This is a genomic window from Acetoanaerobium pronyense, from assembly GCF_017874355.1.
Lineage (GTDB): Bacteria > Bacillota > Clostridia > Peptostreptococcales > Filifactoraceae > Acetoanaerobium > Acetoanaerobium pronyense.
In genome coordinates this window covers 179,443-200,824 of sequence record NZ_JAGGLI010000001.1, presented here as the reverse complement: position 1 = coordinate 200,824, position 21,382 = coordinate 179,443, and the positions used below count along the sequence as shown (strand labels likewise).

The 21,382-nt window shown below is 34.0% G+C and carries 23 protein-coding genes and 2 pseudogenes; all 25 read right to left on the bottom strand.

Annotated elements, in window-relative coordinates:
- Positions 1-11 precede the first annotated feature (11 nt).
- Positions 12-443, bottom strand: coding sequence for a flagellar basal body-associated FliL family protein (locus tag J2Z35_RS00975; RefSeq protein ID WP_209658411.1), 432 nt, complete (start codon positions 441-443; stop codon positions 12-14).
- Positions 444-467: 24 nt separating this feature from the next.
- Positions 468-1,217: a flagellar motor protein MotB gene (locus J2Z35_RS00970; protein WP_209658409.1), complete on the bottom strand. Its 750-nt coding sequence runs from the start codon at positions 1,215-1,217 to the stop codon at positions 468-470.
- Positions 1,217-1,642 (bottom strand): annotated as a pseudogene (locus J2Z35_RS14960) (motility protein A); the annotation flags it as partial. The pseudogene J2Z35_RS14960 and the gene J2Z35_RS00970, both read right to left, overlap by 1 nt.
- A gap of 141 nt (positions 1,643-1,783) precedes the next feature.
- Positions 1,784-1,999, bottom strand: a pseudogene (locus tag J2Z35_RS14955) (motility-associated protein); the annotation flags it as partial.
- Positions 2,000-2,002: 3 nt separating this feature from the next.
- Positions 2,003-2,212: a flagellar FlbD family protein gene (locus J2Z35_RS00960; protein WP_209658404.1), complete on the bottom strand. Its 210-nt coding sequence runs from the start codon at positions 2,210-2,212 to the stop codon at positions 2,003-2,005.
- Positions 2,213-2,228: 16 nt separating this feature from the next.
- Positions 2,229-3,638: a flagellar hook protein FlgE gene (locus J2Z35_RS00955; RefSeq protein ID WP_209658403.1), complete on the bottom strand. Its 1,410-nt coding sequence runs from the start codon at positions 3,636-3,638 to the stop codon at positions 2,229-2,231.
- 37 nt (positions 3,639-3,675) lie between these two features.
- Positions 3,676-4,053, bottom strand: coding sequence for a flagellar hook assembly protein FlgD (locus J2Z35_RS00950; protein WP_245330690.1), 378 nt, complete (start codon positions 4,051-4,053; stop codon positions 3,676-3,678).
- A 9-nt stretch (positions 4,054-4,062) separates the two neighbouring features.
- The gene (locus tag J2Z35_RS00945) at positions 4,063-5,454 is read right to left on the bottom strand and encodes a flagellar hook-length control protein FliK (RefSeq protein ID WP_209658401.1); all 1,392 of its coding nucleotides are present in this window, start codon (positions 5,452-5,454) and stop codon (positions 4,063-4,065) included.
- Positions 5,455-5,471: 17 nt separating this feature from the next.
- Positions 5,472-6,734, bottom strand: coding sequence for a hypothetical protein (locus J2Z35_RS00940; RefSeq protein ID WP_209658399.1), 1,263 nt, complete (start codon positions 6,732-6,734; stop codon positions 5,472-5,474).
- Between the two features lie 9 nt (positions 6,735-6,743).
- On the bottom strand, positions 6,744-7,184 hold the full coding sequence (gene fliJ / locus J2Z35_RS00935) for a flagellar export protein FliJ (protein ID WP_209658397.1): 441 nt from the start codon (positions 7,182-7,184) through the stop codon (positions 6,744-6,746).
- Positions 7,185-7,196: 12 nt separating this feature from the next.
- Complete coding sequence (fliI, locus tag J2Z35_RS00930) at positions 7,197-8,504, bottom strand: flagellar protein export ATPase FliI (RefSeq protein ID WP_209658395.1); 1,308 nt, start codon at positions 8,502-8,504, stop codon at positions 7,197-7,199.
- Positions 8,501-9,295: a FliH/SctL family protein gene (locus J2Z35_RS00925; protein WP_209658393.1), complete on the bottom strand. Its 795-nt coding sequence runs from the start codon at positions 9,293-9,295 to the stop codon at positions 8,501-8,503. Before J2Z35_RS00925 ends, fliI begins: the two co-directional genes overlap by 4 nt.
- On the bottom strand, positions 9,288-10,307 hold the full coding sequence (gene fliG / locus J2Z35_RS00920) for a flagellar motor switch protein FliG (RefSeq protein ID WP_209658391.1): 1,020 nt from the start codon (positions 10,305-10,307) through the stop codon (positions 9,288-9,290). Before fliG ends, J2Z35_RS00925 begins: the two co-directional genes overlap by 8 nt.
- Before the next feature lie 14 nt (positions 10,308-10,321).
- A complete protein-coding gene (gene fliF / locus J2Z35_RS00915; protein ID WP_209658389.1) occupies positions 10,322-11,893 on the bottom strand; it encodes a flagellar basal-body MS-ring/collar protein FliF in 1,572 nt (523 codons plus the stop codon).
- A gap of 22 nt (positions 11,894-11,915) precedes the next feature.
- Positions 11,916-12,209, bottom strand: coding sequence for a flagellar hook-basal body complex protein FliE (fliE, locus tag J2Z35_RS00910; protein WP_209658387.1), 294 nt, complete (start codon positions 12,207-12,209; stop codon positions 11,916-11,918).
- 24 nt (positions 12,210-12,233) lie between these two features.
- Positions 12,234-12,680 carry a flagellar basal body rod protein FlgC gene (gene flgC, locus J2Z35_RS00905; RefSeq protein ID WP_209658385.1) on the bottom strand — a complete coding sequence of 149 codons (447 nt, stop codon included), beginning with the start codon at positions 12,678-12,680 and terminating at the stop codon, positions 12,234-12,236.
- A complete protein-coding gene (flgB, locus tag J2Z35_RS00900) occupies positions 12,680-13,075 on the bottom strand; it encodes a flagellar basal body rod protein FlgB (protein WP_209658383.1) in 396 nt (131 codons plus the stop codon). The genes flgC and flgB overlap by 1 nt, the downstream gene beginning before the upstream one ends.
- 398 nt (positions 13,076-13,473) lie before the next feature.
- Positions 13,474-14,508: an ABC transporter substrate-binding protein gene (locus J2Z35_RS00895; protein ID WP_209658381.1), complete on the bottom strand. Its 1,035-nt coding sequence runs from the start codon at positions 14,506-14,508 to the stop codon at positions 13,474-13,476.
- A 17-nt stretch (positions 14,509-14,525) separates the two neighbouring features.
- Positions 14,526-15,233, bottom strand: a complete 708-nt coding sequence (locus tag J2Z35_RS00890; protein WP_209658539.1) for an ABC transporter permease — start codon at positions 15,231-15,233, stop codon at positions 14,526-14,528.
- Between the two features lie 65 nt (positions 15,234-15,298).
- A complete protein-coding gene (locus tag J2Z35_RS00885; RefSeq protein ID WP_209658379.1) occupies positions 15,299-16,141 on the bottom strand; it encodes an ABC transporter permease in 843 nt (280 codons plus the stop codon).
- Position 16,142: 1 nt separating this feature from the next.
- A complete protein-coding gene (gene potA / locus J2Z35_RS00880) occupies positions 16,143-17,189 on the bottom strand; it encodes a spermidine/putrescine ABC transporter ATP-binding protein (protein WP_209658377.1) in 1,047 nt (348 codons plus the stop codon).
- A gap of 144 nt (positions 17,190-17,333) precedes the next feature.
- Positions 17,334-18,779: a putative glycoside hydrolase gene (locus J2Z35_RS00875; RefSeq protein ID WP_209658375.1), complete on the bottom strand. Its 1,446-nt coding sequence runs from the start codon at positions 18,777-18,779 to the stop codon at positions 17,334-17,336.
- 63 nt (positions 18,780-18,842) lie between these two features.
- Entirely contained in the window at positions 18,843-19,976 is a 1,134-nt protein-coding gene (locus J2Z35_RS00870; protein WP_209658373.1) for a THUMP domain-containing class I SAM-dependent RNA methyltransferase, read from the bottom strand.
- A gap of 46 nt (positions 19,977-20,022) precedes the next feature.
- Complete coding sequence (locus J2Z35_RS00865; RefSeq protein ID WP_209658370.1) at positions 20,023-20,664, bottom strand: ribonuclease HI family protein; 642 nt, start codon at positions 20,662-20,664, stop codon at positions 20,023-20,025.
- Positions 20,642-21,373, bottom strand: a complete 732-nt coding sequence (locus tag J2Z35_RS00860) for a hypothetical protein (RefSeq protein WP_209658368.1) — start codon at positions 21,371-21,373, stop codon at positions 20,642-20,644. Before J2Z35_RS00860 ends, J2Z35_RS00865 begins: the two co-directional genes overlap by 23 nt.
- Between the last annotated feature and the right edge of the window lie 9 nt (positions 21,374-21,382).

The following is a 21,382-nucleotide window of genomic DNA, read 5'->3' as shown; positions in this document are numbered from 1 at the left end:
TCACCTCTCTCTTACTGGATGATGTAATCCGTAAAATAAATATTTGTAATATCATTTATACCTAGTATTTCTGTAAGACTTTTGGTAATAGAGTCTCTTATTACCTGCATTCCAGAAGGAGTCATCATTTGCTTTAAGTCTTGTCCCATAAGGATTTGAATTACCGCATCTCTAACAGGTTCTATATTTTTTTCAAGCTCTGCAGGAGTTTTCTTATTCCCTGATTCTACCACAATATTACCTTTAAAGTATCTTCCGCTACTTCCTATGTTTGTAGAGAATTCCCCAATATCGTGTCTATATGTGGCTCTTGGTTTCGAGGGAGATCCTTCTCCATTTGCAACAGGAGTCCTAAAAAACACTAGGTATAGAGTGGTTCCAAATACAATCAAGGAAACCACAAACGCTACAATAGATAAAATAGCTATTTTCTTATTATCCAATATCATCACTCCTAAGAGTATAGTTTAGTTTGGTGCAGTGTTTCTATGATACATATCTTTAAGTATTACTATGTCAACTCTTCTATTTCTTGCTCTATTCTCAGGAGAATCATTAGGTACCACAGGGTGATACTCACTATATCCTGCTGCTGATATTCTCTCAGAATCGATGTTCGTGTTTTCAATTAAAAATCTTACAACATTGCTGGCTCTTCCTACTGAAAGCTCCCAGTTTGAAGGGAATCTAGGAGTATTCATAGGAATATTATCTGTATGACCCTCAATGCTAATGAATTTATTTTCAAAATCAGGACCATTTAGAAGATTCCCTATATATATCATTATTTGAGCTGAGTCAGATTTTAAATCTGCGCTACCAGGGTCGAAAAGTATATTGTCTTGAAATCTAAGTAAAAGACCAGCACTTTCGTTTAAAATTGTAACACTATCAGAGAGATTATTTTGGTCAAGATACTCCTGGATTGTTCTCTCAAGATTTTGAAAGCTTTGCATTTCAAGAACCTGACTGGATGCTCCATCATCTATAAGTCCTGTATCTATAGCTGGTATATCCTCCACTGTTCTTCCGCCCTCTAATACTCCCAGTGCTCCACTAAAAGACTGTATCACTGCCTCAAACTTTTTTGCATCAATAGATGCAAAGGAAAACAAAAGTACGAAGAAGCATAGTAGCAGGGTCATCATATCGCCGTATGTAAGCATATATTCTGCTACTCCGCCTTTTTTTTCTTCAACTTTCTTTTTTCTACCCATTAGTCTTCAACTCCGTTTCCTTCCCCAATAGAACCTCGTAGTGATGGAGGTAAGAATGCTTTAAGCTTTTCTTCTATAATTCTAGGGTTTTCACCAGCTTGAATTGAAAGCAGACCTTCAACCATAATTTCTCTTTCTAGAATTTCCTCTCCACTTTTCACTTTTAGCTTGTTTGCCATTGGTGTGAAAAGCAGATTTGCTATAAGTGCTCCATAAAGTGTAGTAATAAGAGCAACCCCCATAGATGGTCCTATAGTATCTGGATTATCTAGATTTTGGAGCATATTTATTAGTCCTATAAGTGTTCCTATCATACCAAATCCTGGAGCAAGTACTGCCATAGTCTCAAATAGCCCTTGTCCTGCTTTATGTCTTTGCTCAATAAAATCAAGCTCTGTCTCTAAAAGATTTCTCACAAGCTCAGGGTCTGTACCGTCAACTACAAGCATTAGACCTTTTTTTAAGAAATCATCTTCTAATGATTCTGTGGCTTCTTCAAGGGAAAGAAGACCTTCCTTTCTTGCTTTATTTGCAAGCCCGATTATATCATTAATGATATTTCCAGGATTTGAATCTCTGTTTGCAAATGTTTTTCTAGTTAATTTTATTATATCTTTTACCTGTGGTATTGGAAAGGCTACAAGTGTTGCTGCAAGCGTCCCTCCCACCACTATCATTATAGAAGCTGGATCTATAAAGCTTCCAAGACTCCCATTAATAAGTATGGCGAAAAGAATCAAAGCTACCCCTAAGACAATTCCTATGATTGTAGATAAATCCAAGGTCTACACCTCTCTTTTAATTACTTTTGTCACTGCTTGTATCTCAGCGTTATATCTTATGACTTTTTCTATTACTTCATCTATAGGCTCTCTAACCACATGCTTATGCCCTGTGGTTAGAGAAACTACTGTATCAGGATTAGCTTCTATTGTTTCTATTAGATTTGCATTTAAAATAAAAACCTCTCCATTTAGCCTAGACAATTTTATCATAAAGGCCCCCCATCATCTATCTTTTAAGATTAACTAGCTCTTCTAACATCTGGTCTGTAACTGATATGATTCTTGAGTTGGCCTGGAATCCTCTTTGAGTTACAATCATGTTTGTAAACTCTTTTCCTAAATCTACATTTGACATCTCAAGAGCTCCTGGTTGAAGAAGTGCATTTGCCCCAGAACCTGGCTTATTTATCTGAGCATCTCCAGAGTTTACTGTTCCCCCATAAAGATTACTTCCTTGCTTTAGTAGTCCACCTGGATTTGAAAATACAGCTGTTGCAATCTGTCCAAGAGTTTTGTCTTTTCCATTTGAGAATATACCCTGTACAGTACCATCTGCCCCTATAGCGTATCCTGTAAGGATACCTAGAGGATATCCATCTTGAGAAGCCATAAATACTGTAGATTGACTTTCGAATTGGGTAAGAGCATTAATATCTATGTCAAACTCAACTTCATCTGCTCCATTTGAAGGTGTCAACGTCAATGTAGGTATTGTTTGTCCCGGTGGATTTAATTTTCCATCTGGTCCAAAGATTATATTGCCTAATTCACCGTCTGCTGCTGCCGGTGGCACTGGAAATCCACCTGCTTGAGCTGGAGCCATACTTCCATCATCATTTATAGCAAATGCTAGCACTGTCCATGTAGCCGCTGGAGCCGCTGGCGGAGCTGTAGTTGCTGTTTTTACAAAAGCTAATTTAATAGTATGGCTTCCACCCATAGTATCTATTACTGTAATATCTGTTTCTCTTCCTACAGAATCTGCATATGCAGGATTTACGACATATTTATCCCCTTGAGGTTGAAAGACGCCTGCATTTGTTCCATCTCCTACTAATGCATCTGGAGGAGTATCATAAGAAGTAGTAACTTTGGCTTTACTATTTAAATTCCCCTGCATAGTTACATTTTGTGTATCCTTTGGATCAAATGTATCTGCAAGTGGTACCTTGATTCCCCCAAGAGATGTAGTTATATTTCCATCCTCATCTGCTTGATATCCTATTACTCGAAGCCCATCTGAGGATACTAGATTTCCTTCGTAGTCTATATCAAAGTTTCCAGCTCTTGTATAAAACACTCCATCAGTACTTCCATCTCCAGATACCATAAAGAATCCGTCTCCGTTTATCATTACATCTAGAGCTCTATCTGTTCTGTCAGGAACTCCTTGAGTAAATATTGTATCCATTGATGAAAGGTCCATACCAAGTCCAACCTGCTGAGGATTTGTTCCTCCACGCTCTTCGCTTGGTCCACTTGCTCCTCTTAAGTTTTGGCTAAGTGAATCCTTAAATGTTACTCTACCTGTCTTAAATCCTATTGTATTAACATTGGCAATATTATTTCCTATTACATCCATTCTCAGCTGATGATTTCTAAGTGATGAAACCGCCGAATTCATTGAACGCATCATAATGCAATTCCTCCTCTAAATTATCAATCAAACTTAATTATTCAGCCTTAGCAAGTTCTTTAATTGTGCTTGAAAGTTCATCTATTTTTCCCATAAGCTCTTTGTGGGCTTCTACGTAATTATTATTGAACATTTTTATTGTTTCAAATAGACCTTTTTGACTCTCTTCAAATACACTTTGCATATCTTTAAAACTTGCGTTTAGGTTTTGCATTTGCTCTAGTGATGAAAATTGAGCCATTTGGCTAATAAACTCTTTGTCATCTACTGGTTCAAGTGGGTCTTGGTTTTGGAGCTGAGTTACAAGAAGCTGAAGAAATGCATCTTTTCCCAAATCACCATTTTTGTTTACTGTCTTTGGTTTATTTAAATCTTCTAGCATAGTCTGTCTTATGGTATTGTTTACTGTACTCATTTTTTCCTCCTATATCAAATCACTAAACATATCATCTATCATATATGGATTTAGAGGGGCCATTAAATCTTCTATTTCATTTTCTATCCCTATAGAGCCATCATTTTTTAACTTGCTATATTTTTGAGCTTCCATAATGCTTTTATGTCTATTTAAGTCATCGGGATTGCTTCCTACAAATACGCTGAGTTCGTTAATTTGTATGCCTTGTTCTTCAAGTGTTTTCTTTAAACTTGCTATATTACTTTCAATCATGGTTTTTGCTTTATCGTTTTCTGCATAAAAGGATGCATTGAACACTCCATTTTCAGAAGATATTTTTACACTTAATTTTCCTAGGCTTTCTGGTTCAAGCTTTATATTTATTTCTGATTTATCTTTTCCAATAATTGATTTGATTTCCTGAGCAATTTTGTTAATGATCTGTATTGGTCTTGCATCCTTAATCCCTGTATTTCCTATAGAGTCTGTGGATTTAAGTCCTAATGATGAGAATTTGATATCACTTATATTTAAAGTATCGTCTGAGTCATTATTTATAAATCCAAACTCCATCATGTCTTCAGAAAATTCATCAGAGAGCATCATTTTTTCTTGTGGTAGGCTTTCCACTTTTAATGATAAAATCTGAGCCTTTAAATCATTTCCTAAAGTAAGTTCTTTCCTGACATTAAGATGTTCTCCCTTAGACTCAATTTTCTCCTTTGGAATTTTTATTGACCCTTCACTTAATGCTTTTGGTAAAATATTTTTTTCTGATCCTTGGATATTTTGAATCAGCTTATTAATATCAATACCTGCCTCTGATAGCATTTTCAGAATCTTATCGGGATTAATATCCTCTTTTGCAATTTGGCTTAGAAGTTCTTTATTGTTTTCTAAAACATTTTTTATTTCTTGAACTATTTGATTTATTTTTTCGTTTTCCATCTGATTTATAGGCTCTATATCAGAATTCAAACTTTTTAAAATTGCAGCAATAGTTTCAAGAAGATTTGAATCAATATCTATATCTTTGTCTTGGTTTATATCTTCAGGTTCTACCTTTTCATTTGAAATAGTTTCTTTTACTTCTGTCTTATTATCAGTTTTTTCTGAAGCTTCATCTTCCTTTATAGTTTGCTCTTTATTTTCATTTCCTTTAACTACATCTTTTTGTTCTTCTTTTACAGTTTTAGTATTTTGATTGTCATTCGAAGGACTTTTTTCTAGGGTTTTTCTTTCAGGTTCTGAATTTTTTGTTTCTATTTCTCTTTTCGGATTTGATAAAGTTCTATCAGGAGCTTTGTCTGAAGCTCTTGAGAATATATCTTTAAACCCACTATCATGTTTAGCATTTTTATTATGATTGATATTTTGACTTAACAAGGCTGATAAATTTAAGTTTTCTATTTTACTCAATCCCTTGACCTCCTTTTTTACGGCTCTGGTATACCTATCTCTCTACTAAGAAGTGCAGCTTTTTCTACTTTGTCTGTATTTCTAAGTTCTGAAAGTACTTGACCTACAAGAACTGGCCTCATTCTTTTTAAAACTTCGATTGTCATCTCTTTTTCTGTTATTCTAAATACTCTAGCATCGTCTATTTGATATTCTTTAAATGCTGAAGGATTTTCTGTAAGGTTATCTATTATGTCTGCAAGGTCAGCTGGTGCCATCCTAGTATATGATGTTGCAAGGGTAGTTACATCCTCGTCATACTGTTTTAAAACTTTTACAGATTCTGAAACAGCTTTCGAAAAGCTTCCTTCAAATATTATGTCAAGGTCCTCAAGCTCTTTTATTTTTTCAACTACTTTAGATACATAGGATTCATCTTCAAAATGAGATAGTATTTGGGCAGCTGCCATATAATTCATTCTTGAAAAAATAAGACCTGCTTTATCTAAGTTGAAGTTTTGCTGATTTTGTAGCTCTACTGCTGCTAAATCTGGTTTCATCTCTTCATAGATAGAAGCTAATGATTCGCTTTGTCTTCGTTGTTCTATATATTTATCTATTTCTTTGGAAACCGCCTTGCTGTAATCTGCCCCAAAGTTATATTCTATTTCAGTGGAATAAGCTGTATTCATGTGATATAGTATTTTCGCTGTAGTAGGGGCATCTATTCTTTCAAGGGTTATAGCCACAGTTTTAAAATCCATAGTTGCTGATAACTCTCGTTCTATAGCAAGTGTAGCCCCTTTTATTCCAAGACTCTTATAATGTGAAGCCATTGTTCTAAGATCTTGATCCTGTTCACTAATCATAAGCTCATATTCTCGTTTTAATACATCCTGCTCCATTTCACTTAGACTTATATTATCTCTAATTCTTGCAGCCTTAGCAGAATTTTCAGCCATCATAGAGGATAATATTCTTTCATATAGCTTAGAATCTTCTTGCTTTAGAGAGTAAAGCCGTTCTGATGCTCTTTGTTCGTCCATAGCAAGATAAAAACTTGCAAGTTCTTTTACTCTAGTATCAGACTCCACCTCTGATTTTTCAGAGGTCGATATCCCAACTTTAGCAGCTGCATTATTAACAAAGCTTTTTACATCTTCATTTGTAAAGTAAAGTATGCCAGTTGCTATTAATCCAATGAGAAGCAGTCCCAGCACAACTAGAAGCGCTGTTTTTATAGCTCCAAACCTTGAACTCTCTTCTATGTCATTGGGATTTAACAGTTCATCATTGACCATTTCTGCCTCCTACGTAGACCTATTTTTATTAAAGCTTACTATCTGATCTATAAGCTGTTCTTCTTGCTTATTTATCTTATATTTGAATTTTTCTAAATCTTTCTCTTTTAAGTTTTCATATGATTTTTTGTCTTTTCTAATTTCAAGATATTCTGCTCTTTTTTTTTCTATATTAGTATTTAATGCACTTAATTCAAATTCAAGCTTTAATTTTTTTCCCTTTAAAAAAATTAGATATTGATTCGACGTCCTTATATCCATTATTGTAGAACCAATCTTTCTTTTATCCTTAAGCTCGTGTTCTTTATTTTTTATATCTTTATCTACCTTTTCTATTTCTTCTTTTTTTTCATTTATTTCTTTGAGAAGCTTTGATATCTGATTCTTTTTTTCATCTTCTTGCTTCTCTTTTAAATCAAGTATTTTTTGAAATCTGAATTTATAATTCATACTAATCCCTCATTATTCTAAAATCTCAAAAAGCATTTCTTGAATATCTTCAAAAGAATACTTGTCGTACATTCCCTGCTTTAAAAAATCATTAATTTGATCTATTTTATCTATAGCTTCATCAACTTTTTTATTTGTTCCTTTTACGTAAGCACCAATATTTATTAAGTCTTCAGAGTCTCTATAGGTGGACATTAAATCCTTTAATCTTCCTACTATTTCTATATGTTCTTTTGCTACAATATTAGGCATTACCCTACTAATACTTGCAAGCACATCTATTGCAGGATAATGATTTTTATTAGCTAGGCTTCTGGAAAGTACAATATGCCCATCCAATATACCTCTTACAGCATCAGCTATAGGTTCGTTCATATCGTCCCCATCTACAAGGACTGTATATAGCCCCGTAATAGATCCTGCATTTGAGTTTCCTGCTCTCTCTAGAAGCTTCGGAAGCACCGCAAATACTGAAGGAGTGTATCCCTTTGTAACAGGAGGCTCGCCTATCGCAAGTCCTACCTCTCTTTGAGCCATTGAGAACCTAGTGAGGGAGTCCATCATTAAAATAACATTTTTCCCTCTGTCTCTGAAATATTCCGCTATAGATGTGGCAAGAAGAGCTCCTTTCATCCTTACAAGTGGAGGCTGGTCGGAGGTAGCTACTATTACTACTGAGCGTTTTAGACCTTCTTCTTGAAGATCATTTTCTATGAACTCCTTTACCTCTCTTCCCCTCTCTCCTATGAGTGCAATCACATTTATGTCGGCTTGAGTGTTTCTAGCTATCATTCCTAGTAGTGTTGATTTCCCAACTCCAGAACCTGCGAATATACCTATTCTCTGACCTATGCCACATGTTAGCATCGCATCCATAGCCTTGACACCAAGAGATAAAGGCTCTTGTATCCTTGACCTCATCAGTGGATTTGGAGGCTGATTATTTACAGGATATACTGTCTTTATGGCAAAACTTCCAAGTTCATCTATAGGATTTCCCATTCCATCAAGAACCCTGCCTAAAAGATCTTCTCCAACTTCTACTTCAAGAGTGTTTCCAGTTGCAACCACGAGCGAACCAGGTCCTATACCTTCCATTTCACCAAGGGGCATAAGTAGTACTGCATCATCCTTAAATCCTACAACTTCTGCCATAATAGGGTCATCTGACTTTACTGGATAAATATTACAAGTTTCTCCAAGTCTTACAGCTGGACCTTTTGATTCAATGGTAAGGCCTACAACCTTCGAAACTCTCCCTTTGTACTGTACAAGAGATATATCTTTTAATCTACTATTATATTTTTCAAGTGTCTTCATAATATCACTTCATCATCTGATGTAATTTTAGAGAATTCTTCCTTAAGCTTTTTTATTTGATAGGATACGGAAGGATTAACAATTCCAGATTCACTTTCTATCTCTAAATCCCCTTTTCTATATGCATCCATTATTCTTATATCAATGTTTTTGATTCCAGGAAACATAGCTAGAATTTTGTCTTTTGCAAAGGATATGCTGTCAAAATCTTCAGATGATACTTTTAATGTCAAGGAGTCTCTGAAATTCATTGCTTCTAGTGAATGTTTTATAATGTTTATTACAATTTCGTCTTTTTCATCAAGTAGCTTCTTGGTTATCTTCTCCACAGAAGAGATTACAAGTTGAATAATTTCTGACTCCATGGAAAGTGATACGCTTTCTTTATATCCTTCTGCTTCATTTAAAATATGTTGGGCACTTGTTATAAGATCGTTATATTTCTGCATACTTTCCTTATAACCTTTTTGAAACCCTTCCTCATAACCTTCTTTGGATTTTGAAATCCTAAGCTCTTCAGAAAACCTTTGTGCTTCTTTTTTTATCGTAGCACCTGCTGTTTCTGCCTCTTCAACTATTATTTGTGATTGAATTTTAGCATCTTGAAGAATCTCATAGGCTTCTTTTTCAATATTCATTTTGTATTTTATAGCTTCTGCTATAGCTACTTCCTGAATATCTTCTTCATATATATCGTCATCTTCTTCTATTTCTGATAGCTCTTCTTCATAAGATGGAATTGTGACTGTTTCTTCTACATCCACATGATGAGATTTAATTACTCTATACAATTATCTCATCTCCTCCACCTCTGGATATTACTATTTCTCCAGCTTCTTCAAGTCTTCTAATTACGTTTACTATATTTTGCTGAGCTTCTTCAACATCTCTTAATCTTACAGGTCCCATAAAGTCCATATCTTCTCTAATCATCTCGGCCATACGTTTAGACATGTTTGAGAAAATAAGGTCTGATACTTCTTGAGTTGCACCTTTAAGAGCAACCGTAAGCTCTTGATTTTCAATTTCTCTAATAAATCTTTGGATAGCAGTAGAGTCAAGATTTGTAATATCTTCAAATACAAACATTCTCTTTTTAATTTCTTCTGCTAGCTCTGGATCTGTAAGTTCCAGATTTTCTATTATATATTTCTCAGTTCCTCTATCAACAGAGTTTAGTATCTCTACAACGGCTCCAACTCCGCCAGCTTTTGTGTAATCCTGAGTAACTACATTTGAAAGTTTCTTTTCAAGTACAAGCTCTACTTCCTTTATTACCTCAGGATATGTCCTATCCATAGTAGCTATTCTCTTTGAAACTTCACTTTGCTTTTCTTGAGATAAGGATGATAGTATCTGCCCTGACTTTGCAGGCTCAAGGTAGGAAAGTATAAGAGCTATAGTCTGAGGATGCTCATTTTGGATGAAGTTTACAAGCTGAGAGGCGTCTGCTTTCCTTGCAAAGTCAAATGGTTTAACCTGAAGTGAAGCTGTAAGTCTATTTATGACCTCATAGGCCTTGTCTTTTCCAAGGGACTTTTCTAAAACATCCTTTGCATAACCTATACCACCTTCTGATATATACTCTTGAGCTACACACATTTCATAAAATTCTTGAAGTATCTCTTCTTTAACCATTGGATCTACTTTTTTTACATTTGCAATTTCAAGTGTTAATTCTTCAATTTCTTCTTCTGAAAAATGCTGAAATAGCTTTGCAGAATGCTCAGGTCCAAGGGTTATCATAAGAATGGCCGCTTTTTGCTTTCCGTATAATTCAGTTTTCTTTTTTGCAGTTGCCATTAAGCCTATTCCTCCTACTCCTCATCTAACCATGTCTTTAAAAGCTGGGTTACAATTTCAGGATTTGTATTTATAAGATTTTCAATACTCTTTTTATGACTAGATTCTTTTATTTCGAATTCGATTTGTTCTATTTCTGAGTTTGATATCTTAGACGAAGTAGATTCCATCTCCGTCTGCAATCTCGCCTTCTCTTCTTTGTCTTTTCTTCTCTTCATAAAAACATATGCTCCAAGTATAACTAAAGGAACTAACGCTATAAGCCCTAACGCTATCCAGCCCCACATAGGAACTCCTTCTGCAACTTCTTGACCTTGAAGAGCCTGTCTGATATCTTGGTTAAATGACTGTGCATATATCTCCACTGCTCTAGTTTCAAGTCCAGTTGCCGCTGTAATAAGGGAAGTTATTTCTGTCCTTTGCTCATCTGAAAGCTCTCCACCTTCTAAAGAATCTTGATTAAGTACTACAGCTACTGTCAAGTGCTCTATCTGACCCTTTGCTCTTTCTACGTTTTTTACTATTTCATTAAGCTCATAATTTATTATTCTCTCTTGCTTGTCATAATTTGAATTCATAGCATTTGGGTCAAGTGTGGCGAAATTTACTACTTCATCTTCACCTTCATTTGCATCTACCCCTGGGGCACCAATTGCTCCCTGCTCATTTTCTACTGTTTCAATATTTTCCTGAAGACTTCTTACAAGTCCCTCAGTTTCTCCTTCAATTGGCGGAGCAAACGTCCTACTTTGCGTTACATCTGAGTCGAAGTTGAGTTTTACACTAGCCATAACAGATACGTTACCATATCCATATATTGGATTAAGGAAGTTGTTTAGGCTTTGCTCTATGTCTGTTTTTACTTTGCTTTGAAGCTCAAGATTAGTACTTGATTCAAAGTTAGAGTTTTCAGCTCCGTTGTCATGATTTAAAATCTGACCTGAAGGGCCATGAACAGTAACATTCTGAGGAGTTAGTCCTTCTACAGAGTTAGCTACAAGCATAGCTATTCCTTTAATACTCTCAGGATTTATATTTGCATTTTCATTTATACTTAAAAATATACTCGCTTTTGATTCTTGCCTGTTCTCTTGAAGTATAAATTCTTGAGATCTCGGAATAGAAAGGTTTACAAAAGCATTATCTACCCCAGGTATTTCCTTGATTACATTTGCTATTTCATTTTGAAGAGCATAGGTCCTTGCCTGATTTTTTTCATCATCACTCATAAACATGGTATTTCTATTTATAAGTTCACTATAATCAAAAGTTGCATTCGGGAGCCCGGCAGCTGCCAAATCAAGTTTTGCTCTATTTATGTACTGAGATGGAACGCTTATAGAACCGTCTCCATTGAGATTATATGGTATCCTTAAATCATCAAGATTTTTAGTTACATCAGAAGCTGTTTTAAGGTCTAAATCTCTATATAAAGTAACATATTCAGGACGAGTAAAATAAATTATCAATGAGGTTGTAATTGCAACTAAGGCCAAAGCCGCTATCCCTAGTGATATTTTTTGCTTATTTGAATATTTCCCTGAATACTCAGAGGCCTTCTCTTTAAAATTGTTAAATAAATCCAATATAGTGCACCTCTTTCAGCCTCTATACTTGTATTCGCATGATTTCTTTGTATGCTTCTAAAACTTTATTTTTCACCTCTACTAACGCTTGAAAATTCACACTTGATATTTCTGAAGCTATAGTAAGGTCGTGAAGGTTTTCCAGCTCACCTGAAACAAGCATTTCATTAAGTTTTTGCACATTCATTTGACTATCACTCACCTTATATACAGATTCTTTTAAAAAATCTGAAAAAGGGATTTCTGGTTTTTCAATAGATTTGTCTGTTGAAAAGCCCATATCCCTATAGGAGATTCCCCCCACTCTTATATCCATCTAATCTTCATTCCTTTCAAAATCTTATTTTCCAATCTCTAAAGCTTTTAAAAGCATATTTTTAGAGGTAGTAAGAGCAGTAGCATTAGCCTCGTAAGAGCGAGTTGCACTTATCATATCTACCATTTCTGTTATAGTGTCCACATTGCTCATAGTAACATATCCCTTATCGTCTGCATCTGGATGTCCCGGATCATAAATTTGTCTAAAAGGAGTTTTGTCCCCTACTATTCCAACTATCTCTACACCTTTCGATGAAGCTTTATTTTCACCTGTTTTTGAAGAAAGGATGCTCTTGAATGATTTCTGTTCTTTGGCAGCCTGAAAAATGGTAACCTGACGTCTATAAGGGTCTCCACTTTGAGTTCTAGTGGTATTGGCATTTGCAAGGTTCTTTGCTATAACGTCCATTCTTGTTCTTTCAGCAGTAAGGGCTGATGAACTTATATTTATACTTGAAAAAATCGACATTATCTATTACCTCCTGTTATAGCAGTCTTTAGACCTCTAAATCTATTTGATATTTGCTGAGTCACAGCGTTATAATTAACAGAGTTTTTTACAAGATCTGCCATTTCAAGGTCAGCATTTACATTATTTCCATCAATCCTCGTACTGAAGCTTCTATCCTTATCAACATAAGGAGCCTTACTACTTCCTATATTCGGAATATCTATGTGTTTCTCATGAGTCTTGTAGCCATTTATATACTTTCCCCTTGAATCCTTTAAGAATTCTTCGAATCTCACAACTTCTCTTTTGTAATTTGGGGTATTAACATTTGCTAGATTATTATTTATTGATTCGTTTCTTAAGGAATAAGCATTAAGTGCAGTATGCATATTTCGAATATTATTAAAATTCATTTCGCTCCCTCCTCTTATGATTTTTATTAATAAATATCCTAATCAATCTGGTAAAATAGCTTTAACCATTACATTCTACTATGATTGTAATCATTCTGAAATACTTAATCAAGAAAATGAGTCTTATTTACTATACTTTTATTTTTAGTTAGGAAATTAATATTTCTTAAGTATAATTCAATAGTGGTAAATTTTTTTTACATATCTTATTTTACTATGTTTTTTCCTAAACTTAAAGGATTTTATTTTTAAGTTTTCATTAAAAATAATGTTTTATTGATGTGTTTTTTTGGAAAATATTTTCAATAATATTTTTCTTTTAATAAAATTAAAAGTTTTTTATAAGCAAACTCTTTATTTAAATTAAAAAACTCCTTTTAAAAAAGGAGTTTTTTAATTTAATAAGCTTTTATTTCAGTCCACACTCTATCATATTCCGTAGTAAACTCTCCAAGATCTTTAAACACTTCTCCAAGGGCTTTTATATTTCCTTTTGGGTATAAAAATTCATTTTCAACAATTTCATCAGGAAGATATTCAAGAGCACCTACATTTGGAGTAGAGTACATTATATATTCTGTATTTCTAGCCGCAATTTCAGGTCTCATCATAAAATTTATAAAAAGCTCAGCTTCTTCTTTATTCTGAGATGTTGTAGGTACAGCCATAGTATCAAACCAAAGATTTGTTCCTTCATTTGGAATAGAATATTCAAGGTCTTCGTTTTCATCCATTAGTAGCATAGCATCTCCAGACCAAGCAAGAGCCATGGCAGCCTCTCCAGCTATCATCTGTCCCTTATAGGTATCTACTTCATAGGATCTTACAAGAGGTTTTTGACGCATTAGCTCCTGTTTTGCTTCTTCAAGTTCATTTGGATTTGTTGTATTAAGGGAGTATCCAAGCTTGATTAGAGTGATTCCTATCGTATCTCTTGGAGAGTCCAGCATTATAATCTGACCACTATATTTTTCATCCCAAAGTATATCCCAAGAATCAACTACATCATCTACTTTTTTAGTATTATATACTATTCCTAGAGTACCCCATAGATAAGGAACCGAGTATTTATTATCAGGGTCATAAGAAAGTCCCTTAAACTCATTTCCTATATTTTCATAGTTTGAAAGATTCTCGAAGTTGAGCTCTTCAAGAAGTCCTCTTTGAATCATGCTTTCTACCATGTACTCCGATGGAAATATTACATCATAAGCAGTTCCTCCAGCTTGAATCTTTGCAAGCATCTCTTCGTTTGTTGCAAACTCTTCATAGTTTATTCTAATGGAGTATTCCTCTTCAAAGTCTCTTATAACATCAGGGTCTATATAATCTCCCCAGTTGTAGATATTTAGTGTCGTAGTAGCTGCGTTATTACATCCTGTAAAAGCGAACATCAGCATAAGTGGAATTATTGCAAGTATTATTTTTTTCATTTCTACCTCCCTATTTTTTAATTTATTTCTTCTTTTTTATTGTCTCTAAGCTGAAGTACAAGCATTAAAACAAGTACAGAGACAAAGAGTATTGAAGAAAGTGCATTAATCATTGGGCTTACGCCCCGTTTTGTCATAGAATAAATCCTAATTGATAAGGTGCTTACTCCTGAACCTGTTGTAAAAAAACTTACTATAAAATCGTCTATAGATAAAGTAAATGCAAGAAGGGCTCCAGTTACTATTCCAGGCATTAGTTCAGGAAGAACAACCTTGAAAAAAGCTTGAAAAGGTGTAGCCCCAAGATCCATTGCAGCTTCCTCTATATTTGGGTTTAGTTGTTGTAGCTTTGGCAGTACTGCAAATATCACATACGGTATATTGAAGGTTATATGAGCAAGTATAAGGGTTATATATCCCAGTTTCATATTAAATAAAACGAAAAGAGATAAAAGTGAAATACCTATTACTATATCCGGATTTACCATCGGTATATAGCTAAGGCTACTCATTAAGGCCTTTCCCTTTGGTTTCATATTATGAATTGCAACAGCAGATATAGTTCCAATTATTGTCGAAACAACGGAAGCAGTTACAGCTACTATTAAAGTTGTGTACAGAGACTCCATAATACTCCTGTCTCTAAGAAGGTCACTATACCATTTTAATGTAAATCCACTCCAGTTTCCACCATAGCGTGAATCATTGAATGAATATAATATCATAAGAAAAATAGGAAGGTATAGAAAAAGATAAACTAAAAAGGCATATCCTCTTGCAATGTGCTTTTTTACCAAAGTCCAGTCCTCCCCTCTTTTGATCCATGTTTTCCAAGATATCCCATTGAAATTATTATCATTACCATCATTATCATAGATATAGCCGACCCAAATTGCCAGTTTCTAGCCATCATAAATTGATTTTGAATAAGATTTCCAAGAAGTATAGTTTGACCACCTCCGAGCAAATCTGATATTACAAATGTAGATATAGCTGGCATGAATACCATAAGTATACCAGATGCTACACCTGGAAAACTTAAAGGAAAAATCACTTTTGTAAATACTCCTTTTGTATCTGCTCCTAAATCCTTTGCAGCTTCAATAAGACTATAGTCCATTTTCGACAATACCGAGTATATCGGCAGAACCATGAATGGCAGAAAGTTATAAACCATCCCCATTATAACGGCTCCATTGGTATAAAGCATCCTAATTGGCTCATCTATAAGTCCAAATCGTAATAATAGTTCATTGATAGGACCTTGATCTCTAAGAATTACCATCCATGCATAGGTTCTTAAAAGAAAGTTCGTCCATAAAGGAAGAATAAAAAGCATGACCATTAAGTTTCTTCTTTTTAGTTTTGCCTTTGAAATTATATATGCCATTGGGTAACCGATTAAAAGACATGCAATAGTACTATATACTGATAATTTAATCGAACGCCATAATACATTTAGATAAATTGGTTCAAAGAACATCCTATAATTTTCAATAGTAAATTTTAAGGTCATTCCACCAAATGGATCTCTTTCTGTAAAGGAATAAATTAAAATTATAAATATAGGGACAACAGTAAAAAGCAATATCCAAAGTGCATAAGGGGTGGCAAGAAAGCTTTTTTTATTCATACTATTCCCCCCTTTTCATTATATGAAGAGCCTCTGGAACAAAATCAAGCCCTACAATTGCTCCAACGTCAGAGTGATTTATAGTATGAATCATCCATTCTTTTTGAGTTTTACTATCTACCACTATTATTTCATAGTGAACTCCTTTAAAAACCACATCTGTTACTTCCCCTGTGATTTTAGAGCCCTCTGGCTTTGTAATAAGTATGTCCTCAGGTCTTATTACCACGTCCACTTCTTCCATATGAGAAAATCCTTTATCAAGACATTCAAAAGGCTCTCCGTTCAATATTACTCTAAAATCCTTTTCCATAACTCCTTGGATTATATTACTCTCACCTATAAAATCAGCTACAAATCTGTTTACAGGCTCATTATATATATCCTCTGGAGTCCCTATCTGCTGAATTTCCCCTTCGCTCATTACTACAATCCTATCAGACATTGTAAGAGCTTCTTCCTGATCATGGGTTACATAAATAAAGGTAATACCAAGCTCCTGCTGCATAGTTTTAAGTTCATATTGCATCTCTTTTCTAAGCTTTAAATCAAGAGCCCCAAGTGGCTCATCAAGAAGAAGAACCTTAGGTTCATTTACAAGAGCTCTGGCAATTGCTATCCTTTGCTGTTGACCTCCTGACAAAGAGTTTACACTTCTTTTTTCAAATCCTTCAAGATTTACAAGCTTAAGCATTTTTTTTATTTTAGGCTCTATTGCTTCTTTAGGGGTTTTTTTAATTCTTAGTCCAAAGGCTATATTTTCATATACATCTAGATGAGGAAATAAAGCGTATTTTTGAAAAACTGTGTTTATTTGTCTTTGATGAGGTGGAACTTTACTTATTTCCTTATCTTCAAAATAAAGCTCTCCATCTGTTGAGTTTTCAAAACCTCCAATTATCCTAAGGGTTGTAGTCTTTCCACAGCCGCTTGGACCTAAAAATGTTACAAATTCCTTTTCTTTGATATATAAATTTATATCCTTTAAAGCTTCTTTGCCATCAAAGACTTTTCTAATTCCTTTAAGTTTTATTATTGATTCGGTCATCTTTTTCTCCTCTTGTTATAAAAATTTCTTGTTTAGGACTTCTTCGATAGATGTCATTAACCGATACAAAGGAGGCTATTAGAGTTTTTCAATATCTAATAGCCTCCTTATTCAATTTGTAATCATAAGATAAAATAAAAAATGCTATTTTATATTGTAGTTATTGCTTGCGCTCCATAGAAGATATTGACTTACTCCTGCATCATTCATACCCTTAATCTGAGCTTTTATCTGATCTGGTCCATAACTTATATAGCCCGGAACCCATGCAGCTGTAAAACTCTGTATCCAAGGTCTTATTGTTGCAGGGGTTTCAAGATTTCTATTTCTCATCACAGAATCTCTTGAACCATAAAACAAAACTCCATATGGATCTGCGTCAGGAACAGGTATTCCATATGTTCCATTTGCATAGTGGCTTGGGTACATCATAGGCGAGATGTAATCTGTATAATTACTTATAGCCTCCCAGTACTGACCTAGTTGCATATCATCCGGAACACTTGGAACCAGTCCATATATGTCTGCTGATACGTAGGCTTCTTCTTTTGATATAGCTTCATAAGCCTTTTTCAGGTAGTTTTGGATAGTTTCTGGTTTTCCTTCTCCTAGTTCATTTCTGTAATCCAGTATGGCATCTAGCTTACCACCATTTGATGCTGGAAACCTTACATAATCAAACTGGATTTCATTGAATCCTGCCTTTGCAGCTTCAACTGAGACTCCTATATTATAATCCCAAAGGTCTCTATCATGAGGAGAGACCCAAAGTATATTATCACTATTTACAAATGGCTTTCCTGTCTCTTTATTTATTATTACTTTCTCAGGATTATAGCTTGCATAGGTAGGATCTTTAAAAGATACTATCCTTGCTATAGTATATATTCCTCTATCATTTAATTTCTTTAAAAATTCTTCTATATCTTTGATAGGTGCTTTTTGATTTGCAGTTGGTGCGTATTTTTCTGCAGCATCTGTTTTGAAAAGCATATTGCCATAATCGTCCTTTACGTCTATTACAAATGCATTTATCTCTGTCTCATCGGCAAGTTCTAAAAGACTATTTAGCTTCGCTCCTGCAGCACTATGGATTGTAACATAAACACCTTTTACTTCAACCTTTGGATTGCTTTCATATTCAACCTTATGAAAAGGTGAAAAATCAAGTCCTCTTAAATCTTCACCTAAAAGATCTTCTCTTTTGTCTACAGTAAATTCAGCAGATAAAAATCCAGTTTCTTCACCTTCAAAAGTATGATAATTTACCTCATACCATAAATTATTTTCTTCATCATTTACTTCATTTAATATTTTTATTCTAGTTCCTCTAAGAAGAGAATTTACTATAGATGCATTTGCACTTGCCTCTTCCCTAACATTTAGCTTGGATGCACTTACAAACTTGTATCCATCAACTACTTCTTCCATGGAAGATTCTTCTTCCTCTTGTTCAACATTTTCCTCAATAATCTCCTCAGAGCCTTCACTATTTGAACCTTCTGAAGTACATCCTGAAAACATTAATGTTCCTATAATCATCGCAGATATTAAAGCCGTTAGTTTTGTCCTTTTATTAAAAAATTTCATAACACCCTCCTGAAAGCCAGTTTTTGTACACAGTCATTATAACAAAAAACCCTTGTATTGTAATCATTTCTTTGGAGGTTTTGGTCCTAAATATTGATAATAATAGCTTTTTAGCATACCATTATAAAGCTTTCTGTTCTTTTGGAAAGGTATTTCCAAGGTACTTTCAAGGTCTTCCATTGTAGTTATTATATAATAAGACCAGTTTTTGAGTTTTTTGAAATTTTCTTTTAAAATGTTATATATTTCATTTATCTCATCTTCTGAGCCAAGTCTTTCTCCATATGGCGGATTAGTAATAATGAATCCATATTCTTCTGTTTCTTCAAAATCCTTAATATCTCTGACTTCAAAATCTATAAGATGGCCCACTCCAGCAATTTCTGCATTTTCTTTTGCAATTTCTATTACCTCCTCATCGATATCATATCCTTTTATCTTAAAATCCACATCGTTTTCTAGTCTAAGGGCCTCTTCTCTTTCTTCTTTCCATACTCTTTTTGGAATAAAGGAAAGATTTTCTCCTGTAAAGTTTCTATTTATTCCAGGCATTATATTTGCCCCAATAAGAGCTGCCTCAATAAGAATTGTCCCTGAGCCGCACATTGGGTCCACAAGATACCTTCCTGGTCTCCAAGGAGTAAGCATCACCATAAAAGCAGCAAGGGTCTCTCTAATTGGAGCTCCACCAGATTTTTCTCTATATCCTCGTTTATGAAGAGCCGGACCTGTCGTATCTATCGTAACTTCCACTACATCCTTATTTATAAAGATATTAATAGGATGTATTTCTTTGGTTTCTGGAAGTTCTGTAACCCTATGCTTTAATTTTAATCTTTCAACTACACCTTTTTTTGCAACAGATTGTATGTCAGGAACTGAAAAAAGCTTACTTTTTATTGTTTTAGCCTTAGCTACAGGAAATGCAGAATCTTTTTCTATATATTTTTCAAATGGCAAAGAAAGCATCCCTTGATACAAATCTTCAAAGCTATATGCCTTGAATTCCCCAACCTTTACTAGCACTCTTTCAGCTGTTCTAAGGGATAGATTCGCCTTTGCAATTGTAAATTCATCGCCCTCAAAGGTTACTCTTCCATCGGATACCTTTAGAACCTTAATCCCAAGATTTTTAAGTTCAAAAGAAACCGTAGATTCCATTCCAAAAAGACATGGTGCAATAAGTTCATACTTCATAATTAAATCTCCAATCTTTTTTAAGTACTTTAAATAGTAATTTTCATTATATCTCAACTGTAATACGTTTATAACCAAGTTCAATCAGTCTTTTTTTGGTTTTACTACAAACCTTACTATTTAAAAAGTCTATTAACTGACTTTTTGAAACACTAATTATTATTAAATCATCATTAACATTTATTTCGATATTTTCAAAACCATTATCTAACATATCCTTTTTAATTTCCTCAAAAAAGTCTTGTTCATTTATTGTCACTTCATTATCTAAGACAAAGCTTTTTTCATAAATCTCTTTAGTATCTAAGGCAATGTTGAGTGCCTTGTCAGCCTCTTTGTTAAGCTCTCTTTTTATATGGGTTATATTATAACTCTCAAGCTTTTTGAATTCTTCAATCACTTTTAAATATACTTGTTTTAGTTCTTCATTTTTAACTTTATATTCTCCTTTAATCTGCTTTACAATTAGTTCGCTATCCATGTAAATATTTAGGTTTTTTGCCCCAAGTAAAATTGCTTTTTGTGTTCCTTGAAGGAGCGCTATATACTCAGCATAGTTATTGGTAGCTATGCCAATTAACTCACCTCGCGTATACAAGGTTTTATCATTTTGTTTTATAACATATCCTATAGCTGCTTCACCGGGATTTCCCCTCGAGCCACCATCACTGAAAAGGGTTGTCATCATATTTTAAGGTTTCCTCCATAAAAAGTATTCTTTTGCAGTTTCCGCATTCAACTATTTTTTTTGAATCACAAGCATTTAATAAAATAGGTTCTGGTACCTCTGATTTACATAAACTACAAGTTTTATCTTCTATTTTTGAAAAAACTATTTTGCATACTTCTCTTTTTCTATCATACATTTTAAGAAGCTCAGGCTCGGCCATCTTCCTAAGTTTTCTAATTTTCTTTTCCATAGATTTTATTTTTTCATCTAAGTATATAATTTTTTCATAATTAGCTATACGGATTTTTGATACACGTTCTTCAAAGGTATTGTATCTATATTTAAATAAATTTAAATCATTAATATATCTGTCTATTTTTGTAAAATCCTCAAGAATCAAATTTTGTATTTCTTCTCTTTGGCTCTTCATTTCACTTTCCATTTTCTTTAAAACTTCTAACTTGTCTTTGTCAGTTATTTCTGTTTCATATATCTCTTCCACTATGTTTAATAGTCTTTTGTCTAAATCCGCCAATTGATTTTCCTTTTCCATAAGTTTGTTTCTTTCAAAATCAATTCGACTCCGCATGCATGCTTCTTTTTCTTTCAATCGATTTATTTTCTTTTCCAGCTCTATTAGGTGTATATCATTGGATATCTCACTGGCTTTTGATTTGGCTTTTTCCACAAGTATATATCCTTTGTCTATCCTCTTCAAAATATCCAAGAAAACCAT

Excerpts from the sequence above, each read along its gene's own strand:
- J2Z35_RS00970 (WP_209658409.1), bottom strand. The coding sequence starts at position 1,217 with ATGGGTAGAAAAAAGAAAGTTGAAGAAAAAAAAGGCGGAGTAGCAGAA.
- J2Z35_RS00960 (WP_209658404.1), bottom strand. The coding sequence starts at position 2,212 with ATGATAAAATTGTCTAGGCTAAATGGAGAGGTTTTTATTTTAAATGCA.
- J2Z35_RS00955 (WP_209658403.1), bottom strand. The coding sequence starts at position 3,638 with ATGATGCGTTCAATGAATTCGGCGGTTTCATCACTTAGAAATCATCAG.
- J2Z35_RS00950 (WP_245330690.1), bottom strand. The coding sequence starts at position 4,053 with ATGAGTACAGTAAACAATACCATAAGACAGACTATGCTAGAAGATTTA.
- J2Z35_RS00940 (WP_209658399.1), bottom strand. The coding sequence starts at position 6,734 with ATGGTCAATGATGAACTGTTAAATCCCAATGACATAGAAGAGAGTTCA.
- fliJ (WP_209658397.1), bottom strand. The coding sequence starts at position 7,184 with ATGAATTATAAATTCAGATTTCAAAAAATACTTGATTTAAAAGAGAAG.
- fliI (WP_209658395.1), bottom strand. The coding sequence starts at position 8,504 with ATGAAGACACTTGAAAAATATAATAGTAGATTAAAAGATATATCTCTT.
- fliG (WP_209658391.1), bottom strand. The coding sequence starts at position 10,307 with ATGGCAACTGCAAAAAAGAAAACTGAATTATACGGAAAGCAAAAAGCG.
- fliE (WP_209658387.1), bottom strand. The coding sequence starts at position 12,209 with ATGGATATAAGAGTGGGGGGAATCTCCTATAGGGATATGGGCTTTTCA.
- flgC (WP_209658385.1), bottom strand. The coding sequence starts at position 12,680 with ATGTCGATTTTTTCAAGTATAAATATAAGTTCATCAGCCCTTACTGCT.
- flgB (WP_209658383.1), bottom strand. The coding sequence starts at position 13,075 with ATGAATTTTAATAATATTCGAAATATGCATACTGCACTTAATGCTTAT.
- J2Z35_RS00895 (WP_209658381.1), bottom strand. The coding sequence starts at position 14,508 with ATGAAAAAAATAATACTTGCAATAATTCCACTTATGCTGATGTTCGCT.
- J2Z35_RS00890 (WP_209658539.1), bottom strand. The coding sequence starts at position 15,233 with ATGATATTATATTCATTCAATGATTCACGCTATGGTGGAAACTGGAGT.
- J2Z35_RS00885 (WP_209658379.1), bottom strand. The coding sequence starts at position 16,141 with ATGAATAAAAAAAGCTTTCTTGCCACCCCTTATGCACTTTGGATATTG.
- potA (WP_209658377.1), bottom strand. The coding sequence starts at position 17,189 with ATGACCGAATCAATAATAAAACTTAAAGGAATTAGAAAAGTCTTTGAT.
- J2Z35_RS00875 (WP_209658375.1), bottom strand. The coding sequence starts at position 18,779 with ATGAAATTTTTTAATAAAAGGACAAAACTAACGGCTTTAATATCTGCG.
- J2Z35_RS00870 (WP_209658373.1), bottom strand. The coding sequence starts at position 19,976 with ATGAAGTATGAACTTATTGCACCATGTCTTTTTGGAATGGAATCTACG.
- J2Z35_RS00865 (WP_209658370.1), bottom strand. The coding sequence starts at position 20,664 with ATGATGACAACCCTTTTCAGTGATGGTGGCTCGAGGGGAAATCCCGGT.